This window comes from Rudanella paleaurantiibacter, assembly GCF_009184635.1.
Lineage (GTDB): Bacteria > Bacteroidota > Bacteroidia > Cytophagales > Spirosomataceae > Rudanella > Rudanella paleaurantiibacter.
In genome coordinates this window covers 119,337-137,742 of the sequence record NZ_WELI01000001.1, presented here as the reverse complement: position 1 = coordinate 137,742, position 18,406 = coordinate 119,337, and the positions used below count along the sequence as shown (strand labels likewise).

General features: G+C 53.7%; 13 protein-coding genes. 8 read left to right on the top strand and 5 right to left on the bottom strand.

Annotated features, from left to right (window positions below):
* Window positions 1-171 precede the first annotated feature (171 nt).
* The 6 genes from F5984_RS00570 to F5984_RS00545 all read left to right on the top strand — a co-directional run bounded on the left by F5984_RS00570 (window position 172) and on the right by F5984_RS00545 (window position 8,447).
* On the top strand, window positions 172-2,058 hold the full coding sequence (locus F5984_RS00570; protein ID WP_152121833.1) for a beta-N-acetylhexosaminidase: 1,887 nt from the start codon (window positions 172-174) through the stop codon (window positions 2,056-2,058).
* A gap of 101 nt (window positions 2,059-2,159) precedes the next feature.
* Window positions 2,160-2,624, top strand: coding sequence for a RidA family protein (locus F5984_RS00565; RefSeq protein WP_152121831.1), 465 nt, complete (start codon window positions 2,160-2,162; stop codon window positions 2,622-2,624).
* Window positions 2,625-2,730: 106 nt separating this feature from the next.
* Window positions 2,731-3,834 carry a Nif3-like dinuclear metal center hexameric protein gene (locus tag F5984_RS00560; protein WP_152121829.1) on the top strand — a complete coding sequence of 368 codons (1,104 nt, stop codon included), beginning with the start codon at window positions 2,731-2,733 and terminating at the stop codon, window positions 3,832-3,834.
* Between the two features lie 93 nt (window positions 3,835-3,927).
* A complete protein-coding gene (locus F5984_RS00555; protein WP_152121827.1) occupies window positions 3,928-4,680 on the top strand; it encodes a zinc ribbon domain-containing protein in 753 nt (250 codons plus the stop codon).
* A 106-nt stretch (window positions 4,681-4,786) separates the two neighbouring features.
* The gene (locus tag F5984_RS00550) at window positions 4,787-6,268 is read left to right on the top strand and encodes a tetratricopeptide repeat protein (RefSeq protein WP_246168747.1); all 1,482 of its coding nucleotides are present in this window, start codon (window positions 4,787-4,789) and stop codon (window positions 6,266-6,268) included.
* 85 nt (window positions 6,269-6,353) lie between these two features.
* Entirely contained in the window at window positions 6,354-8,447 is a 2,094-nt protein-coding gene (locus F5984_RS00545) for a choice-of-anchor Q domain-containing protein (protein ID WP_152121825.1), read from the top strand.
* Window positions 8,448-8,527: 80 nt separating this feature from the next.
* On the opposite strand, the gene F5984_RS00540 is transcribed toward F5984_RS00545, so the two are convergent.
* The 4 genes from F5984_RS00540 to F5984_RS00525 are packed head-to-tail and all read right to left on the bottom strand — an operon-like array spanning window position 8,528 to window position 14,651.
* Entirely contained in the window at window positions 8,528-11,659 is a 3,132-nt protein-coding gene (locus F5984_RS00540; RefSeq protein ID WP_152121823.1) for an efflux RND transporter permease subunit, read from the bottom strand.
* Between the two features lie 9 nt (window positions 11,660-11,668).
* Window positions 11,669-12,724 carry an efflux RND transporter periplasmic adaptor subunit gene (locus F5984_RS00535; protein ID WP_152121821.1) on the bottom strand — a complete coding sequence of 352 codons (1,056 nt, stop codon included), beginning with the start codon at window positions 12,722-12,724 and terminating at the stop codon, window positions 11,669-11,671.
* Window positions 12,725-12,748: 24 nt separating this feature from the next.
* Window positions 12,749-14,116 (bottom strand): TolC family protein, encoded by a 1,368-nt coding sequence (locus F5984_RS00530; RefSeq protein WP_152121819.1) that lies wholly within the window; start codon window positions 14,114-14,116, stop codon window positions 12,749-12,751.
* A gap of 58 nt (window positions 14,117-14,174) precedes the next feature.
* On the bottom strand, window positions 14,175-14,651 hold the full coding sequence (locus F5984_RS00525; RefSeq protein ID WP_185155379.1) for a MarR family winged helix-turn-helix transcriptional regulator: 477 nt from the start codon (window positions 14,649-14,651) through the stop codon (window positions 14,175-14,177).
* 233 nt (window positions 14,652-14,884) lie between these two features.
* Between F5984_RS00525 and F5984_RS00520 the strand changes: the two genes are divergently transcribed.
* Window positions 14,885-15,883, top strand: a complete 999-nt coding sequence (locus F5984_RS00520) for a type I phosphomannose isomerase catalytic subunit (RefSeq protein WP_152121816.1) — start codon at window positions 14,885-14,887, stop codon at window positions 15,881-15,883.
* Window positions 15,884-15,926: 43 nt separating this feature from the next.
* Entirely contained in the window at window positions 15,927-16,847 is a 921-nt protein-coding gene (locus tag F5984_RS00515; protein WP_152121814.1) for a TolB family protein, read from the top strand.
* 100 nt (window positions 16,848-16,947) lie between these two features.
* On the opposite strand, the gene F5984_RS00510 is transcribed toward F5984_RS00515, so the two are convergent.
* The gene (locus F5984_RS00510; protein ID WP_152121812.1) at window positions 16,948-18,180 is read right to left on the bottom strand and encodes an alpha/beta hydrolase family protein; all 1,233 of its coding nucleotides are present in this window, start codon (window positions 18,178-18,180) and stop codon (window positions 16,948-16,950) included.
* Between the last annotated feature and the right edge of the window lie 226 nt (window positions 18,181-18,406).

Below are 18,406 nucleotides of genomic sequence, written 5' to 3'. Positions count from 1 at the left end.
CTTTTCACCTCGAAAGCGAAAGATTCGTATCGGCATGGATAGCCTTAAGACCCTTTTTGCTTTAAAAGGGTTGGGACACACTTCGGTTTTTTCTGAGAACGGCCAAGCCCACCGATTTGGCAAAACGAGTTTGTCCTTTTTATTTCACGAACTTCATAAACCACAGGATTGATGAAATTATCATTATTGGCCCTCTTAAACGGCTTTTTGCTGTTTTCGATGTCGCTTGCTGCCCAACAGCTGCCGATCTCGATTATTCCGCAGCCCGTATCGGTACAGGCCGGGGCAGGTACGTTTCGGCTCACCAATACCACCAGCATTCATTTCGGGCAGTTACCGGCGCAGTACGCGGCCGATATGCTCGCCCAAAAACTGAACACGCCCACGGGGTTCAAACTCCGGGCTGTACCCGGCGACCGGGGCGGCATTCAGCTGAAAATTAACGCCACGCCCGACCAAAAGCTCGGCCCGGAAGGTTACACCCTACAGGTAACGCCTAAGCAGGTGGTGATTGCGGCCAACCAGCCCGCCGGTCTTTTTTACGGGGTTCAGTCGTTTTTGCAACTGCTTCCGAAAGAAATCAACGGCAGCAAAGTGGCCAACGTAGCCTGGACTGCCCCGGCCGTGAACATCACCGACTATCCGCGCTTTCCGTGGCGGGGCATCATGCTCGATGTGAGCCGCCATTTCTTCACCAAAGAGGAGGTAAAACGCTACATCGACCAGCTGGCGGCTCTGAAATACAACACGTTTCACTGGCACCTAACCGACGATAACGGCTGGCGAATCGAGATCAAGTCGTTGCCCAAACTCACCGAGGTGGGTGCGTGGCGGGTAGCCCGGTCGGGTAAATTTGGGCAGCGCGAAGCCCCCAAACCCAACGAACCAACCACGTACGGCGGTTTTTACACCCACGACGATATCCGGGAGGTAGTGCGCTATGCCGCCGACCGCCATGTGACCATCGTACCCGAAGTTGACGTGCCCGGCCACAGCATGGCCGCGTTGGCCGCCTACCCCGAACTGAGCTGCACCAAAGCGGCCGTTAGCGTAAACCCCGGCACGGCTTTCTCGGAGTGGTACGGCAACGGTACGTTTAAGATGCTCGTAGAAAATACCCTCAACCCGTCAGACGAGAAGGTGTATGAGTTTCTGGACAAGGTATTTACCGAGGTAGCTACGCTGTTTCCGAACCCGTACATCCACGTCGGGGGCGATGAGTGCTACAAGGGTTTCTGGGCGGCTGACCCCGGCTGTCAGGCGTTGATGAAGAAGCTTAATATCCGGCACGTCGAAGATTTGCAGGGCTACTTTATGGAGCGGGTGGCCAAAATTGTGCAGTCGAAAGGCAAGAAGATGATTGGCTGGGATGAGATTCTGGAAGGGGGCGTTCCGTCTGATGCGGCCGTCATGAGCTGGCGGGGCATCAAAGGCGGTATCGAAGCGGCTCAGGCCGGGCACAACGTAGTAATGACCCCGACTACCTTCGCCTACCTCGACTACACCCAGGGCGACCCCACCATCGACCCGCCCATTTATGCATCGTTGCGGGCACAGAAAAGCTACAGCTACGACCCCGTGCCGCCGGGCGTTGATCCCAAGCGGATTCTGGGCGGGCAGGGCAACCTCTGGACCGAGCAAATCCCGACGGTTCGGCACATGGAATACATGACCTTCCCGCGGGCGTGGGCCTTGTCGGAGGTGTTCTGGTCGCCGGTAGAAGCCAAAAACTGGCCGAATTTTGTACAACGGATGGAAACCCATTTCGGGCGCGCCGATGCCGCTAACATCAACTACGCCAAAGCGATTTATGACCCCATCATTCGCGCGGTTCAGAAAGACGGTAAACTGATGCTCGAACTGGAAGGCGAAATTCCGGGCCTCGATATTCACTATACCTTCGACGATACGATGCCCGATGCTCAGTCGGCTAAGTACACACAACCCGTTGCCGTACCCGATGGCCCCATCACGTTGCGCGTAATTACCTACCGCAACGGACAACCAGTGGGCCACCTCATCACACTCACCCGCGACGCCCTGCTGCGCCGTCGGTAAGAATAGGGTTCATCGTTTTTGGTTTATGGTTATTCATACGCAACCAGGAACCATAGACCAGAAACGATAAACTATAAACCATAAACTGTAAACTCCCCCCTATGTCTCCCGAACAGAATTTTCAGGCCCTCAACCTTCAGTTACCCCCAGCCCCGGCCCCCAAAGGCGTTTACAAGCCCTCGCTGATTGTGGGCAACATGATTTACGTATCGGGCCACGGCCCGTACAAACCCGACGATACGCTGATGGTGGGCCGTGTCGGCTCCGAAGTGGATATGGAAGCTGGCATTGCGGCCGCTCAGCAAACCGGTCTGGCGATTCTGGCTACGCTCAAGGCGGCTTTGGGCAGCCTCGACCGCGTGAAGCGCGTAGTGAAAGTGCTGGGCATGGTCAACGCCGTTGAAACGTTTGGTGAGCACCCCAAGGTAATCAATGGTTGCAGCGAGCTGTTTGCCAAGATTTGGGGCGAAGAAAACGGCGTGGGCGTGCGTAGTGCCGTCGGAATGGGCTCGTTGCCGGGCAACATCTCCGTCGAAATCGAAGCCATGTTTGAGCTGGCCGACTGATAGCCGTTTTGGGTTTAGCGTTTTTGGTAGGATCAACCAGCAACGCTAAACTCTTTTTGCGCGCTCCCGCGTTGTAGCCAATACATACGTTTTAGACCCCATTTGAATGACTCAACTCCGCGAACTTTCTTTTATCCTCGAAAAAATGGCCCCACCGGCCTATCAGGAATCATACGACAACTCGGGCCTGATTGTGGGCGATCCCAACACCGAAGTAACCGGGGTGCTGGTTTCGCTCGACGCTACCGAAGCCGTTATCGACGAGGCCATTGCCAAAGGCTGCAATGTGGTGGTAGCCCACCACCCTATTGTATTCAAGGGCCTCAAAAAACTCACCGGCCGCACCTACGTGGAGCGCACTGTGATTAAGGCCATCAAAAACGATGTAGCCCTCTACGCCATTCATACCAACCTCGACAATGTGGTGGGCGGGGTCAACTTCATGATTGCCGAAAAACTGGGCCTTCAGAACGTCCGGATTCTGGCCCCCAAGAGTGGGGTACTGACCAAATTGGTCGTTTTTGTCCCGGTCGACCATTCGCAAACCCTGCTCAATGCTCTGCACGATGCCGGAGCCGGGCAAATTGGTCTCTACGACCGCTGCTCGTTCCGAACCGAAGGCACCGGTACCTTCCGACCACTCGACGGAGCTAACCCCGCCATCGGGGCCGTGGGCGACGATGAAGCCGTGGCCGAACATCGGGTGGAAGTGGTGTTTCCGAGCTACCTCGAATCGGCCGTGGTGGCGGCCATGAAACAAGCCCATCCGTACGAAGAAGTCGCCTACGATTTGTACGCGCTGAACAACCAGAATCAGACCGTGGGTTCGGGGGCCGTGGGCGACCTGCCCGCACCCATGTACGGCCGCGAATGGCTGCATTACCTGAAACATCAGATGGGCCTATCGGTAATCCGACACACGGCCCTGCTCGACCGACCGGTGCGCCGGGTAGCCGTTTGCGGAGGGGCCGGTGGCTTCCTGCTCAACGATGCCCTACGAGCCGGGGCCGAGGTCTTTGTAACAGCTGATTATAAGTACCACGAGTTTTTCGATGCCGACAACCGGGTTACCATCTGCGATATAGGCCATTACGAGAGCGAAGTGTTCACGAAAGACCTGATTGGACAGCATTTGGAAAAAAATTTCTCTACCTTTGCGGTAATTTTATCGGAAACAGTCACCAATCCGGTCAACTACTTTTTTCAATGAGTGATTTAGCGAATGAGTGAATGAGCGAATGACCCTGCGGGGATACTATTCGCTCATTCACTCATTCACTCATTCGCTAATTAATATAGCAACATGGAACTAACGATTGCGCAAAAGCTCGATGCTCTCCTCAAATTGCAATCTATTGACTCTCAACTCGATGAATTGGTAAAGATTCGGGGTAGCCTCCCCGAAGAAGTACGCGACCTGGAAGACGAGATCATCGGTTTTGAAACCCGCATCAGTAAGTTTCAGGACGAAGTCAAAACGCAGGACGACGAAATCGACCGCAACAAAACCGCTAAGAAAGACGCGGAGAAGCTGATTACCCGGTACAAGGAGCAGCAGATGAATGTGCGGAACAACCGCGAATACGACGCTATTTCGAAGGAAATTGAGCTCCAATCGCTCGAAATTGAACTGGCTGACAAACGCATCAACGAAGCTTCATTCCGCATTCGGACGAAGGAAGAGGAAATCAAGGCTACGCAGGCTGCCCTGAATGAGCGGAAAGAAGACCTGAAAGTAAAGAAGCAGGAACTGGATCAGATTCTGGCCGAAAGTCAGGAGGAAGAAAAGACCCTCAAAGTTGAGCGCGACGAGCAGGCTCTGACCATTGAAGAGCGTTTGCTGAAATCGTACGACCGGATTCGGGGTAACGCCCTCAACGGACTGGCGGTAGTGCCCGTTCGGCGGGGTGCTTGCGGGGGTTGCTACAACGTAGTGCCACCCCAGCGTCAGGCCGACATCAAAGACCGGAAGAAAATCATCGTGTGCGAACACTGCGGCCGTATTCTGGCCGATGTTGAAGGTGCCCCTGAGCCGGTAACACCCGGCCGTCGGTAGACTACAACGAACAGTGAGCAACGAGCAGTTGACAGGCAATTGGTTGAGAAGAACGTTTCTTCGGGCCATCGGCTGTCAGCTGCTCATTTTTTTTGCAGCATTTGCCTTGTTTTCTGGCCAGAGTGCGGCCGTTCCACCCGTTGCGGTTTACGCAAAAAACACCGGCCCAACGGTGTATGCTACCTGGACACCCGGCCTCCAGCGAGCCTATTCCGACCTGATTAAACTGCGTGTTACCGATGCCCGCGCCCAAATTGCCCGCGAAAACCCTAACAATGGCCTGACGATCTGGCTGGCTAACTACGCGGAGATGATTACCCTGCTCGTGTCGGACGATGAGTCGGGGTATGACCGCAAAAGCGATCTGCTGCAAACCCGGCTCGAACGGCTGGAGGCTCTCCCGGCCGAATCGCCCTGGGCGCGTATGTTACAGGCCGAAGTGCGACTACACGACGCGTTTGTGAAGCTGAAGTTTGGCCGCGAGGTGAGCGCCTGCTGGGATATTATCAAGGCGTACAAGCTGCTGGATGAGAACGCCCGGCTCCACCCCACGTTTTTACCCCAACTGAAAGCCCTTGGGGTGCTACACATCCTGATCGGGTCGGTGCCCGAAAACTACACCTGGGTAACCCGCCTGATTGGTCTGCGGGGTAATGTGCAACAAGGGTTGGCCGAACTGGAACGGGCCCGGCAAGACCCGGTGTTCCGAACCGAGGTCGAGATGGTGACGCTCCTGATCCGGTCGTACATTCTGCGCTTTACCGATGCCGACACCAAACAACTGACTATCCTTGTCGGGCAAAACCCCGACAACCTGCTGCTGCACTTTTTTGGGGCCACCATACAGATGAAAAACGGGCAAAGCGACAAGGCACTGCTGTTTCTGGAGAGTCGCCCAACGGGTAGCGCGTACCTGCCCATGCCCATCATCGAGAATATTCTGGGGGATATTTATCTGCAAAAAGGCGACGAAAGCGCGTCAATCCGGCATTACGAACAGTTTTTGCGCCAGTACCGGGGCCAGAATTTCCTGAAAGACACGTACTACAAACTGTTTCTGAGTCATTGGCTAAGCGGCAACCCGGCCGTGGCCCTCCCCTACCTCCAGAAAGTCAGAACGGTGGGCCGTACAGTGACCGAATCGGACAAGGCCGCTCAGAAGTTTGCTGAAACGCAGGGCAACCGGGGACTCACCCCCGCGCAAACCGTACTGATGCAGGCCCGGCTCGCTACCGATGGCGGCTTCACCGACCGCGCCCTTGCGGTATTGGCTCCGTACACCGAAATCCGCTTTTCGACCCTCGCCGACCGGGCCGAATACCAGTACCGGCTGGGCCGTATTTACCAGCGCCGAAACACGCCGGAACTGTCGTTGGCTCCGTTTCGGCGGGCCATTACCCTCACCGACAGCGCTGGGGCGGGGCTATCATTTGGGGCCACAGCCGCTCTGCAACTAGGCTATATCCACCAACAAAAAGGCCAGCGAACACTGGCCCGACAATTCTTCGAAAAAGCACTGAGCTACAAAAAACACGAATACAAAAACAGCATCGACAACAAAGCAAAGGCCGCTTTGAACCAGATGTAGCCGTAAATACAATATATATTGGTCGATTACTTTTTAAGGCTTTATTTACGGTTTGCAACAAATTAGATACTCACCATACACGCCGATGTTTTACCGTTTACCGCAAATTCTACGCCTTATTATTCTCCTTTTTTCTGTAATAATCTCCTTTTCAGCACAGAGTCAGACAACTCGCTTTGTTAGTACAACCGGTCTGAATACGAATCCGGCATCCGCTACCAGTTGGGCAACCAGCACGACGAATTTACAAGGTTGCCTAAACGCCAGTCAGGCCGGGGATCAGGTATGGATAGCGAATGGTTTATACAAACCTGGAGGAGCCAGTAACACCAATCGTGGCCTTTCCTTTTTTATTCCATCAGGGGTTAAGGTTTACGGTAGTTTCGTTGGCAACGAAGCCTCACTTGACCAACGGCCAGCCTTGCAGATGCCCGCAACGACTTCGGCTATTTCGACAACCTTAAGTGGAGAGATCGGTTTACCCGGATCGGTCACCGACAATAGCTATCGAGTTGTTGAAAGCTACGGGAATGCCAGCACTCAATTAGATGGCTTTGTTATCACGGGCGGGTACGCCTACACGCAAAATACGAACGGTGGAGGTATCTATTTACTCTTTTCTTCCATCCATGTAAAGAACTGTAGCATCGAATATAACGCTGCTTCGGGTGGTGGTGCTGCCGTGGCCTGTTACGAAGGCTCTCCAACCTTTACAGATTGTTCATTCCGTTACAATGTAACAGATGGCCAGGGCGGTGCGATGTTACTGGGGGCCGGATCAGCTCCCAAAATGGTTAACTGTATTCTTGGCGATAATAGGGCCCTTCAGGGGGCTGGGTCTTACCTTCAATCAGGAGCCACACTGCAGGCCACCAATGTCCTTTTCAAAAACAATGTATCCCAAAGCCCCGGAGGGGGAATCTACTTAAATGGATCGTCGGCAAGTTTGACAAATTGCACGTTAGAAAGCAATTCCGCAACGCTTGGAGGTGGCGTATTCAGTACGAATGGAACGAGTTTTAGTCTGGTTACCAGTACTATAAAAAACAATGTGGCTAATTCGGGAGGGGGAGTTTATGTACTCTCTAACGCAAGCGTAGCCACCACCCGGCCCACGCTTATCACCAGTTGCACCTTGACTGGGAATACTGCTACAAACTATGGCGGAGGAGTTCAGCTGGATGCGGCCGTTGGTACGATAACAACCACTCATTTCGAGAGCAATTCGGCCGTGTACGGAGCTTCCGTTAGTGTTCTGAGCTCAACAGCCACGGTTTCTGGTGGTACTTTTCAGAAAAACAAATCGGCGTATGGAGGTGGGCTGTATACGTTTCGGGCTAACTCCATACTGGACAACTGCACTTTCACCGAAAATACCGTTACACAACGGGGAGGTGCTTTATGCAACAATGGAGAGAGCACCATTAAATTCAATCGATGCCGGCTCAACGATAATACCTCAACTGATGCGGGTGGGGCTATTTATAATGTTGGACCTAACTCGTTTATCACACTGACAAACTCAATAGCCCAACGAAACTCGGCTTTTAATGGAGGAGTGGCCCGAACAAACAGCGGTACACTCAAGGCGATTAACTGCACGTTTGAAGGCAACCGATCACCTTTTGGCGGAGCTTTTTACGATGATTTTGCCACTCTTCAGCTGGATAATTGTATTCTTTGGAACAATGGGGCACGATCTATCAACACGCACGACCGGGTTTGTGAAGCCAATCATAGCTTGTTTGAAGAGTTTCCGACCAGCCTTACTGGCACAAATAATTTTACAGCCACTTCGTCGCCGTTTATTAGCGCAATCTCGCTACAATTAGCGCCTTGCTCACCCGCCATCAATGCGGGTAACCCAGCAATTCAGGAACCGCAAGTCGGCATCTTCGATTTTGCCGGGGCCCCTCGTTTTTACGGCAATGGACGTATAGATATTGGAGCGCTGGAATTACAGACAGATGCGTCAGCCTTATTTACACTGCGAAACGGCGATTGGACAGACCCATCCGTTTGGTCGTGCGGGCGTGTACCTACGTTTGCTGATTCAGTAGAAATTCAGCATTCCGTTACGATTCCACCGAATGTATCGGTGGCGGCTTTTCGCGTTCAGTACAAAATGGGTGGGCTAAATGTATTCGGTACAGGCGGCCGGTTGAAGTTGGGCCTGTAATTGAGTGAATAAGCGATAAATTAACTAGAGCCAGAATGTCATCTCCCTAAATGAGATAACATCCTGGCTCTAGTCACTAATCAGCTAATCGCCTTGGCTACTTCCAGTTCCTGCGGCTTCTTGGGCTGCACCTTTTTCCGGGTGAACCGGGCAATGAGCCGGTCGACAACGAGGTAGATGGCCGGCACCACGAGCAAGGTCAGCAAAAGCGACGAGGTAAGGCCACCGATGATAACCCACGCCATACCGTTTTTGGTTTCGGCACCGGCACCACTCGCCAACGCAATGGGCAACATACCCAAAATCATGGCTAAGGTGGTCATCAGAATCGGGCGCAGACGCTCTTTACCCGCTTCGATCAGGGCATGAATCACATCGTGCCCCTCAGCTTTTAACTGGTTCGCAAAGTCGACGATCAGGATGGCGTTTTTAGCCACCAGACCCAGCAACATAATCATCCCCACAATCGAGAACACCGTCAGGCTCTCCATGGTCAGGGCCAGTGCGAGCAACGCCCCAACGAGTGCCACCGGAATCGAGAACAAGACCACAAACGGGTACACAACGCTCTCGTACAGGGCCACCATGATGAAATAGACCAGCAAAATGGCTATACCGAGGGCCAGGCCGAGGCTACCAAAGGCGTCGGACTGTTGCTGCAACTGACCGAGATACTGAATCGACACGCCTTCGGGTAGTTGCTCTTTAGCCATCAGATTCTGAATATCGGTACCCACCGTACCCACCGGACGACCCACAACCTGCGCGTTGATGGTCACTGACGAAAGCCGGTCGATCCGCTCAAGCACGCTCTCACCTACCTGTTCTTCCACGCGGGCAAACTGCGACAACTCGAACATCTGCCCTTTGTTGTTCATAAACGCCAGGCGACTGATGTCCTGCGGGTTGCTCCGGTCGAATCGGTCGAGGCTAACCAGAATATCATACTCGTTACCGTTTTGCTTGAACTTGGACTGATCGTTACCCCGGAACGCATTTTGCAGGGCCATACCCACTTCGGCCGCATTGATGCCCAACTGCGCCATTTTCTCGCGGTCGAGGTTTACGGTCACTTCGGGTTTGGGGTCTTTCACCGAGTACTTCACATCCTGCGTACCCGGCACGGCCTGCGTTGCCTTTTTCACAATGGCGGCTGCCTTCCGAATGTCGGCAAGGTTGGTACCCTTCACGGCGATCTGAATAGGAGCCTGTTGCGCCCCCACAATACCCACAGGGCTTACCGTTACTTTCACGCCCGGAATACGCCCCACTTCGTCTTTCAGGATCTGCCCAAACCCTTCGGTCGATACAGTCCGCTGTTTTTTATCCACCAGCTTCACGTTCAGGTCGGCCAGGTTACTGTTCGATGCCGTTGCCAGACCGTTGCTGCTGTAACCCACGTTGGTAAACACATTGGTCACCTCGGGATGCTTCATAATAATCTGCTCGGCCCGCTGCGCTACGGCATTGGTCTGATAAATAGACGCCGTTGGAGCCAGCTCAATCTGAACGTTCATCTCGCCCTGATCGCTTTGCGGCATAAATGCCCCCCCGATAAATCCGGCCGGCACCAGCGCAATAGAACCCACCATCAGCGCAATAACGCCCAGAAAAATCCAACGCTTATGCCCCAGCGACCATTGCAACACCCGGCCATATGCCTCGGTCAGGCGGGTAATCATGTTCTCAAAACCAAGGTTCAACCGACCCCACAACGACTTCGGGTTCAGCACCTCAATTTTACCGAACCGAGACGCCAGCAAGGGGGTCAGGGTAAACGACACGAGCAAGCTCATGAGCGTAGAGAACACCACCACCAGCGCAAACTCGCGCAGAATGTTACCAATCAGACCACCCGTCATGGCGAGCGGAACAAACACCACCACGTCGACAAGGGTAATAGCAAGGGCGGTAAAGCCAATTTCGCTCCGGCCATCCAAGGCCGCCTGCCGCTTGTCTTTACCCATTTCGAGGTGCCGGTTGATGTTTTCCAGGACCACAATCGAGTCGTCAACCAGAATACCCACCACGAGCGAAAGGGCCATGAGAGTCATCAGGTTAAGCGAGAAGCCCATAATGTACATGAGCGCAAACGTCGGAATCATGGACGAAGGCAACGCCACCAGTACGAACATGGCCGACCGGAAACTGTGCAGGAAAAGCAGCATCACCACCGACACAATCAGGATAGCCAGCCCCATATCGAACACCACGGCATCGGCCGAAGCCAGCGTGTACACCGACTGATCGGACGCGATATTGAACTTCAGCTTCACGTTATCGTACTGCTTTTCGAGCTGCTTGATACGCGCCTGCGTCAGTTGACTCACCGACACGGCGTTGGCGTCCGACTGCTTCTGAATCTGCAAACCAATCGACGGGCGGGCGTTGATGTGGTTAATGGCCGTAGGCTTGGTGGTGGCATCCACTACTTCGGCTACGTCTTTCAGCAACACCTCACTTCCATTGGCCCGCCGGGCCACAATCAGGTTTCGTAGCCGGTTGGTGGTTTCGACCGAGGCATCGAACCGAATGGAGTACTGCGACTCGCGGGTTTCGATCTGACCAGCCGGGTAGCTGGCGTTGGCCGAGGCAATGGCCTGCGACACCTGCCCGATGGACATCCCGTAACCGCGCAGTTTCTCGCTGTTTACGTTGATCTGAATTTCACGCTCGTTCCCACCGATGATGTTTACCTGCCCCACCCCCGACACGTTAGAGAGCTGCGGCTTAATATTCTTGTCGATGAGGTCGTAAAGCGCCGTGGGGGGCATATCGGCCGTCACGCCCATCCGCAACACCGGAATCTCATCGGTCGAAAACTTATTCAGAATAGGCCGGTCGGCACCGTCGGGCAGGAGGTTCAGAATCTGCTCCACCTTGCGTTGGGCATCCTGTTGGGCAAGCGTAGTGCTCACCCCGTTTTTCAACTGCACCACCACAATAGAAGCCCCCTCCTGCGAGGTTGAGGTCATCCGGTCGAGCCCTTCGAGCGACGACAAGGCGTCTTCGATGCGTTTGGTTACGTTGGTTTCGACCTCATCGGCCGAGGCCCCCCGGTACACCGTGGCCACGCTAATCACGTTGGCCTCAAACTTGGGTAACAAATTATACGACAACTGCTGGTAGGCCAGCGCACCGAACAAAATCAGTACGATAAAGACCGTGGTGACCAACAGCGGCCGTTTGACAGCTATTTCGGATACAGACATGATTTCTCGTTATTTCGTGATTTGCACGGTCTTACCGTCGCTCAGGTTCAATTGACCGGTTGTGACTACCTGATCACCCACCGACAATCCACCGATTACCTCGATTGCATCGCCAAACTCGCGACCCACCTTAATTTTCCGTTGCCGGGCTACTCCGCCCTCAATCACGTACACGTACGGATTCTTGATGCTCTCCACCAGGGCGATGCGCGGAATTTGCAGGGCTTTCTGGTTCGACTGCTGCGAGAAGTCAACATTGACAAACGTGCCTGCTTTCAAACCACCTGCACTGCTGAGGGTAATCTCAACGGGGTAATTGTGCTCTTCGGTACCCTGCGGAGCGATGTACGAGATTTGCCCGCTGAACGTCCGACCCGGAAACACATCGGCCGAAATCCGTACCGACTGCCCTTTGCGGAGCCCGTACACATCGCTTTCATTAACCAGCACGTTTACTTTCAGCCGCGACACATCGAGTACCGTACCCAGCACCGTACCCGGCGAAATGTACTCGCCCGGCTCAATGTCTTTTTTCACCACCTGCCCGCTGATAGGGGCCTTCACGTTGGCGTCCTGAATCTGCTTCCGAATCTGCTCGGCCTGATTCAGGGCGTTCTGGTAGTTATACCGGGTTTCGTTTACCTGAATTTCGGTGGTAGCATTACCCGCCAACAAGGTATTATACCGGTCAACGTCTTTCTTCAGTTTGTCGATGGTCAGCTGCGTCGACTGGAGCGACAATTCTTTCAGCTTATTGTCGAGCTGTACGAGCATCTGCCCCTGCCGAATCTGGCTACCCAGATTGAAGTTGACCGCTTCGACCTTACCGGCAGTTGTAGCCGTAATGTTGGCCTCCCGAAACGGAATCAGATTACCCGTTTTGATCAGCTGCTGGCTCACCGTGCCCTCTTCCACCGAGGCTACCGTAACCGGAATAGCCACGTTGGTAGCTACGACGGGCGCTTTCTGCTCGTCGATTTTCTTTTTGTTGGAGGCCAGCCGGAAGCCGATCAAAGCGACAATGGCTAAGGCACTCATGATGACGATTAAAGGTGTCTTTTTCATGACATTCGGTTGTATTCCGGTTGATTAAAGCCCGTTGTAGAAAGTCAGGAGCGTACCCTGCGACTGTTCGAGGTCGAGCCGCGCCTGATAAAAATTAATGAGTGAATTGATGTAGTTCGACTGCGCTTGCCGGTAGCTGTTGTCGGCATTGAGCAGGTCGGTTAGCGATTTGGTGCCCTGCCGGTATTGGAGGGTGGTTACGTTGTACACCTGCTGGGCCAGCTGCACGTTGCGATCGTCGTTTTGCGCGCTCACCTGCGCCCGCTGCAACTGCGACTGGGCGTTGTTGAACTGCAACTGAAACGAGGCCGTGTTGAGCCGCTGCCGCTCTTCCTGCGTCAGTACGGTTAGTTTGGCCTGCTGCACCTGCGCGTCGCGTTGCAACCCGTCAAAAATCGGCACGTTCAGCCGGAGGCCAATGCTCCCGAAGCCGGTCATGTTTTTAAACGCTCCGCCGAAGTCGTTGGCAAATGCCAATGTACCATAACTGGCCGTTGCGCTTAAGGTAGGCAGATACCCCGCCCGGTTGCGTTCGAGCTGAATCCGCTGGAGGGCCAGATTGGCCTCACCCTGCTGGTAACTGGCCAGATTACGGGGGTCAAATACGGCGGGCTGTACGGTTGGCAGCTGACTCGCCACGAGCGAATCGGCCAGCGAAATGGTTTGCTCCTGCGTCATACCCATCTGAAACTTGAGCCGGTTCAGGGCCAGGTTCAAGTCGTTCTCGGCCAGGGCCAACTGCGACCGGGTATTGTTGTAATTCACCTCGGTGTTGGTGTAGTCAATGGGCTGAATCACGCCATTGTCGCGTTGCAGCTTCAGAATATTCAACACCTGTTGCGTCCGTTCGAGGTTGTCTTTCAGCAGTTTAATTTGCTGCTGTACCACAAACACCTGATAGTAATTGCTGGCGATGTTGTAGATAATCTCCTCCCGGGTTTGCCGCGAATTGATGTCGGCCAGTTGTTGGTTGGGCTTGGCCGCTTTCAGGCCCAGCAACAGCGACTTATCATAAATTGGCTGCGATGCCTGTGCCGCCAGGTTAGTCTGGTATTTCTGACCAAAGGCCACTCGAACCGGCTCCGGCCCGAATACCCCCGCCGGAATGATGGAGGTTTGCAACTTGATGTTGTTCGTAAACGTACCAACCCCACTCACTTGCGGCAGGTAGAGACCCAGAGCCTGCCGGGCCTGCTGATTGGCCGTTTCGACCTGATACTGCGCAATGCGGGTTGTTCCGAAATTCTTCAGTCCGTAGTCAATACAATCTTTCAGCCGGAAAGAGGTACCCGTTGAGGCTCGTTGAGCTGCGTCGGGCCCGGCCATACCGGATTGAGCCCATCCACTGAACGGTAGCAGTGCTAATAAGCTCAGTGCAATTTTTTGTTTCATAAGTCAAAAAACGTTGAGGTGTCTACAGTAGACATATCAACTATTTAGTGAAAAAAATTTATTGGTCGAATAATGAAATGATTTTGCGAAGGGTAACCTGAAATGCGTCCAGCTCCTCAGTCGTAAGCTGATCGGTCAGGCGCTTGTTAATCTCACCGGCCGTTTCGATTGCCTTGTCGACTACCAGCTTACCGGCGGGCGTCAGTTGAATCAAGTTTTTCCGGCGGTCGGCACTATCGGCTACAATTCGGAGGTAGCCATCCCGTTCCAGCGTGCGCAGAGAGCGTTGAACACCCGATTTATCTTTTTGGAGTGCGTTGGCAATCTCCTGTTGCGAAAGCAAATCGGTATCGGCAAAGTAGGTAATAAACAAAATGGGGAGCTGCTCCATTTGCAAGGCAAAGCCCAGACGGCTCAACTCGCGGTTGGCCTGACGAACCATCAAATGCCCCGCCTGACTAATCATGAAGATGGACAGGTGGCCCATTTTGCTCGCGAAATTTGCCTTCAATTCTTTATCTCGATCTAAAACCATGGCGCAAAGATAATATCAGTTGATATATCAACTAATTGAATAACTAAAAAATTCACAATTTGTCTAAATTCAGATGCCTCCGCCACACCAATGGCTAATGGGCCGGATGAGCGGTCGGGCAAGGCCGGTACTTCAATACTGCCAACAATGCATTTACTTTGCCGTTAAAGAGCAAGGGGCGTGACCTTTTTAAACGGAGTAGCGTCTTTTTTACCAACATTCAATTTTTACCGATGCTGTATCCGCTTACGTTCGAGACGATTTTCAAGGACAAAATCTGGGGTGGTCAAAAAATCAAAACGATCCTCGGCAAAGACTTCACCGCCGAGTCGGCGGGTGCCCTGCCCAACTGTGGCGAAACCTGGGAGGTATCGGGGGTTGAGGGCAACGTGTCGGTGGTGAGCGATGGGCCATTGGCGGGTAAAAACCTGGCCGAACTGATTGGCGAATATAAAGCCGACCTTGTAGGGCAGCATGTGTACGAGCAGTTTGGCGATACATTTCCGCTGCTGGTGAAATTTATCGACGCCAACGACGACCTCTCTATTCAGGTGCACCCGAACGATCAGTTGGCCAAGGAGCGGCACAATTCGTTTGGTAAAACCGAGATGTGGTATATTCTTCAGGCCGACGAAGGCGCTACGCTGAACTCGGGTTTCAACCGCACCGTAAGCCGCGACGAATACCTCAAGGCCGTGGAAGAAAACACCCTGATGGATATTCTGAACATCGAACCTGCTAAACCGGGCGATGTGTTTTTTCTGCCAGCGGGCCGGGTGCACTATATTGGCAAAGGACTGCTGCTCGCCGAGATTCAGCAGACGTCCGACATTACGTACCGCATTTATGACTTCGACCGCACCGACGACAAGGGCCAAAAGCGCGAACTACATACCGAGCAGGCCGTCGACGCGATTGACTACCAATTTCACGACACCTACAAAACGGAATACGAAAAGGCGCTGAACCACAGCGTTAATGCGGTTACCTGCCCGTACTTCGTAACCAACGTGCTGCATTTTGATCGAGAAGTGCTACATGATTTCAGCCATCTGGATTCATTCGTGATTCTGGTTTGCGTGGGTGGTGGCGTCACTATTCAGTCGGGCAATACTCACGAAGTAACCCTCAAAATGGGCCAATGCGCACTGATTCCGGCATCGGTTAAGTCGGTAACGCTCATTCCCGACGGCGAAATGACCCTGCTCGAATCGTACGTGCCGGGCGTATAATAAGCTAAACAGGAGAAGAGCAGGTGGCCGTGCTTTAGACAGCATGAACCGTACACTTGCTCTCTCTCTCTGTATCACGGCCTTAGCCCTCACGCAATCGGTGCGGGCGCAACGCCTGACCAGCCAACTCGAAACCTACGACCTCGCTACCGGACAACGGAGTGTCATACACCGGGACACCGTGCGGTTTGAGGCCCCCAACTGGACCAACGATGGACGGTTTCTGATTATCAACCAGGGAGGCAAACTGTACCGGGTCACGCTGAAAACGGGTCGAAAAGAGGTAATCAATACCGACTTTGCTACGGCCTGCAACAACGACCACGGCCTTACGCCCGACGGTAAAACCATCATTATCAGCCACAACGACAAACGAGTCACCTCAGGAGCCAATTCACGGGTGTTTACACTGCCGGTAGCGGGCGGGGTACCCCGGCTCATTACCGAGCAGGCTCCCTCCTACTGGCACGGAGTGTCGCCCGATGGCAAAACCCTCGCCTACGTGGGTGAGCGTACCGGCACCGACGGTAAACGCGACTACGACATTTACACCATGCCCATTACAGGCGGCACCACCGAAACCCGCCTGACCACCGAGCCCGGCCTCGACGACGGCCCCGATTACTCGCCCGATGGCCGATACATCTACTTCAACTCGATCCGGTCGGGGCGGATGCAAATCTGGCGCATGAATGCCGACGGCAGCGCCCCCACCCAACTCACCAACGATGCCTACGCCAACTGGTTTCCGCACCCGTCGCCCAACGGCCGGTATATCGTATTTATCAGCTATGTAGAGGATCAGGGCTCGGCCCACCCGGCCGACAAGGATGTGATGCTCCGGCTCATGGACCTGCAATCAGGAGCCCTGCGCGAATTGGCCCGGTTCCGTGGGGGGCAAGGCACCATCAACGTGCCAAGCTGGTCGCCCGACAGCAAAAAGTTCGCCTTTGTGAGTTATTAGAAAAGGAGGAGAAGGAAAAAAAGAGAAGGGAAAAGGGAGAAAGGGAAACGCTTTAAACACGCACCCTTCCTCCCTTTTTTCTTCTCCTTTACCCCCGCTTTTACTGCACCGTCCTGAAGAACTCGAACGTACCCAGGGCATAGTTAGTAAGGGCCATTACGTCAGTATGGTCGGCGCCCTGAATCGGGTTGATTAATACGGTAGCCCCACGTTTTTTCATGGCATCGAAAGCATTCTGGGTATTGAAAAAGGGCACAAGCTGATCATTAGTACCGTGGTAGAGTTGCACCGGTGCCGAGGGCTTCCAATCATACACATCGTTATCGGCCACGGCCCGCACGAAAGCGGCATCGGAACCGCTATTAACCGACTGCTTGAAGGTATCGGTAAATATCTGGCTCAGGCTGGCGTTCAGACTCACGTTTTGCCCCTGACTCGCAATTTGACTCGCATACGGCTCCTTGAAGTAATACGACATTGGTCGGTTTAGGCCGTAAATGCGGTCGTAAGTGAGCAGTACCCATACATACAACGAGGTGTAGTCGTTACGGCTGGTGGTAGCCGTATTCACCACGTACTTCATAAACGAGGTTTTGTCGTAGGCACCGGCCCCTACGCTCGACGCTTTCAGGTTAAACTCACCCTTCGCTTCTTCGTCGAGGTACTTGTGCAGCGACATAGTTGCGTAGCCCCCTTCCGAATAGCCGGTTATGAAGAGCCGCTTGTCCCAGTTGGTTTTATTTTGGGCCAGAAACTCCCGGCTCGCGCGCAGCATATCGGCCGACGCCCGCGCCAGTCCCGCCCGGTGCTCATAGGTATGTGGTACCGAACGCGACGCCCCGTAGCCGATGTAATCGGGCAGGGCCACAATGTAGCCCGACGAGCCAAACAACGAGCCGTACAGATAAGTATCGCTATTGGGGCCGTTGTACGAGGGCGCGTCGCTATCTGACCGGATCGTGCCGTGTTGCATACTCACCATAGCCAACGGCCCGCTTACCTTCGGAATAACCAGGGCTCCTGACGCCTGAATTTCGGAGCCGTCGGTATTGCGGGTCTTGTAGGTGAGCTTGTACACCGTAATCGTGTTTTTCAGGTACTGACCCACCAACAGCGGGGCCAAATTCCCGAACAGAGCCGTGTAGCGGGTGCCCAGCTGGGCTGTTGTGTACTCCCCAACCGCTGTGGCACTCACCAGCACCGACGACTGGGGTTCGGGCGTTACCGTCTCCTCGGCCGGGGCCGTGCGGCAACCGCTGGGACCCAGCAAAACCAATCCTGACAACAACGTCATCATCAGGACGCTCAAAAACGTCTTTGTTGTAAACAGCATGAAGGAAAATTGAGGGGGAAGAAAAAGCCGTAATTGGCCATAAACATAACACTTCGAGCGGATAAATCGTTTCGGGCGGAGAGCAACCCTTTGCCCATAAGCCACGTAGAAGGCATTCCACAATTATGAGGAAAGCCTATTCCTTTTCCAGCAGACTTTCAGGCACAACCTTTTAGTCTTTAAAATAAATAGACAAAGTATATTCAACTGAAAAACAACTACTTAT

What these genes read in the sequence shown, in the direction of transcription:
- F5984_RS00565 (WP_152121831.1), top strand. Translation starts at nt 2,160, where the DNA reads ATGTCTCCCGAACAGAATTTTCAGGCCCTCAACCTTCAGTTACCCCCA.
- F5984_RS00520 (WP_152121816.1), top strand. Translation starts at nt 14,885, where the DNA reads ATGCTGTATCCGCTTACGTTCGAGACGATTTTCAAGGACAAAATCTGG.
- F5984_RS00535 (WP_152121821.1), bottom strand. Translation starts at nt 12,724, where the DNA reads ATGAAAAAGACACCTTTAATCGTCATCATGAGTGCCTTAGCCATTGTC.
- F5984_RS00545 (WP_152121825.1), top strand. Translation starts at nt 6,354, where the DNA reads ATGTTTTACCGTTTACCGCAAATTCTACGCCTTATTATTCTCCTTTTT.
- F5984_RS00525 (WP_185155379.1), bottom strand. Translation starts at nt 14,651, where the DNA reads ATGGTTTTAGATCGAGATAAAGAATTGAAGGCAAATTTCGCGAGCAAA.
- F5984_RS00570 (WP_152121833.1), top strand. Translation starts at nt 172, where the DNA reads ATGAAATTATCATTATTGGCCCTCTTAAACGGCTTTTTGCTGTTTTCG.
- F5984_RS00530 (WP_152121819.1), bottom strand. Translation starts at nt 14,116, where the DNA reads ATGAAACAAAAAATTGCACTGAGCTTATTAGCACTGCTACCGTTCAGT.
- F5984_RS00515 (WP_152121814.1), top strand. Translation starts at nt 15,927, where the DNA reads ATGAACCGTACACTTGCTCTCTCTCTCTGTATCACGGCCTTAGCCCTC.
- F5984_RS00555 (WP_152121827.1), top strand. Translation starts at nt 3,928, where the DNA reads ATGGAACTAACGATTGCGCAAAAGCTCGATGCTCTCCTCAAATTGCAA.
- F5984_RS00510 (WP_152121812.1), bottom strand. Translation starts at nt 18,180, where the DNA reads ATGCTGTTTACAACAAAGACGTTTTTGAGCGTCCTGATGATGACGTTG.
- F5984_RS00540 (WP_152121823.1), bottom strand. Translation starts at nt 11,659, where the DNA reads ATGTCTGTATCCGAAATAGCTGTCAAACGGCCGCTGTTGGTCACCACG.
- F5984_RS00560 (WP_152121829.1), top strand. Translation starts at nt 2,731, where the DNA reads ATGACTCAACTCCGCGAACTTTCTTTTATCCTCGAAAAAATGGCCCCA.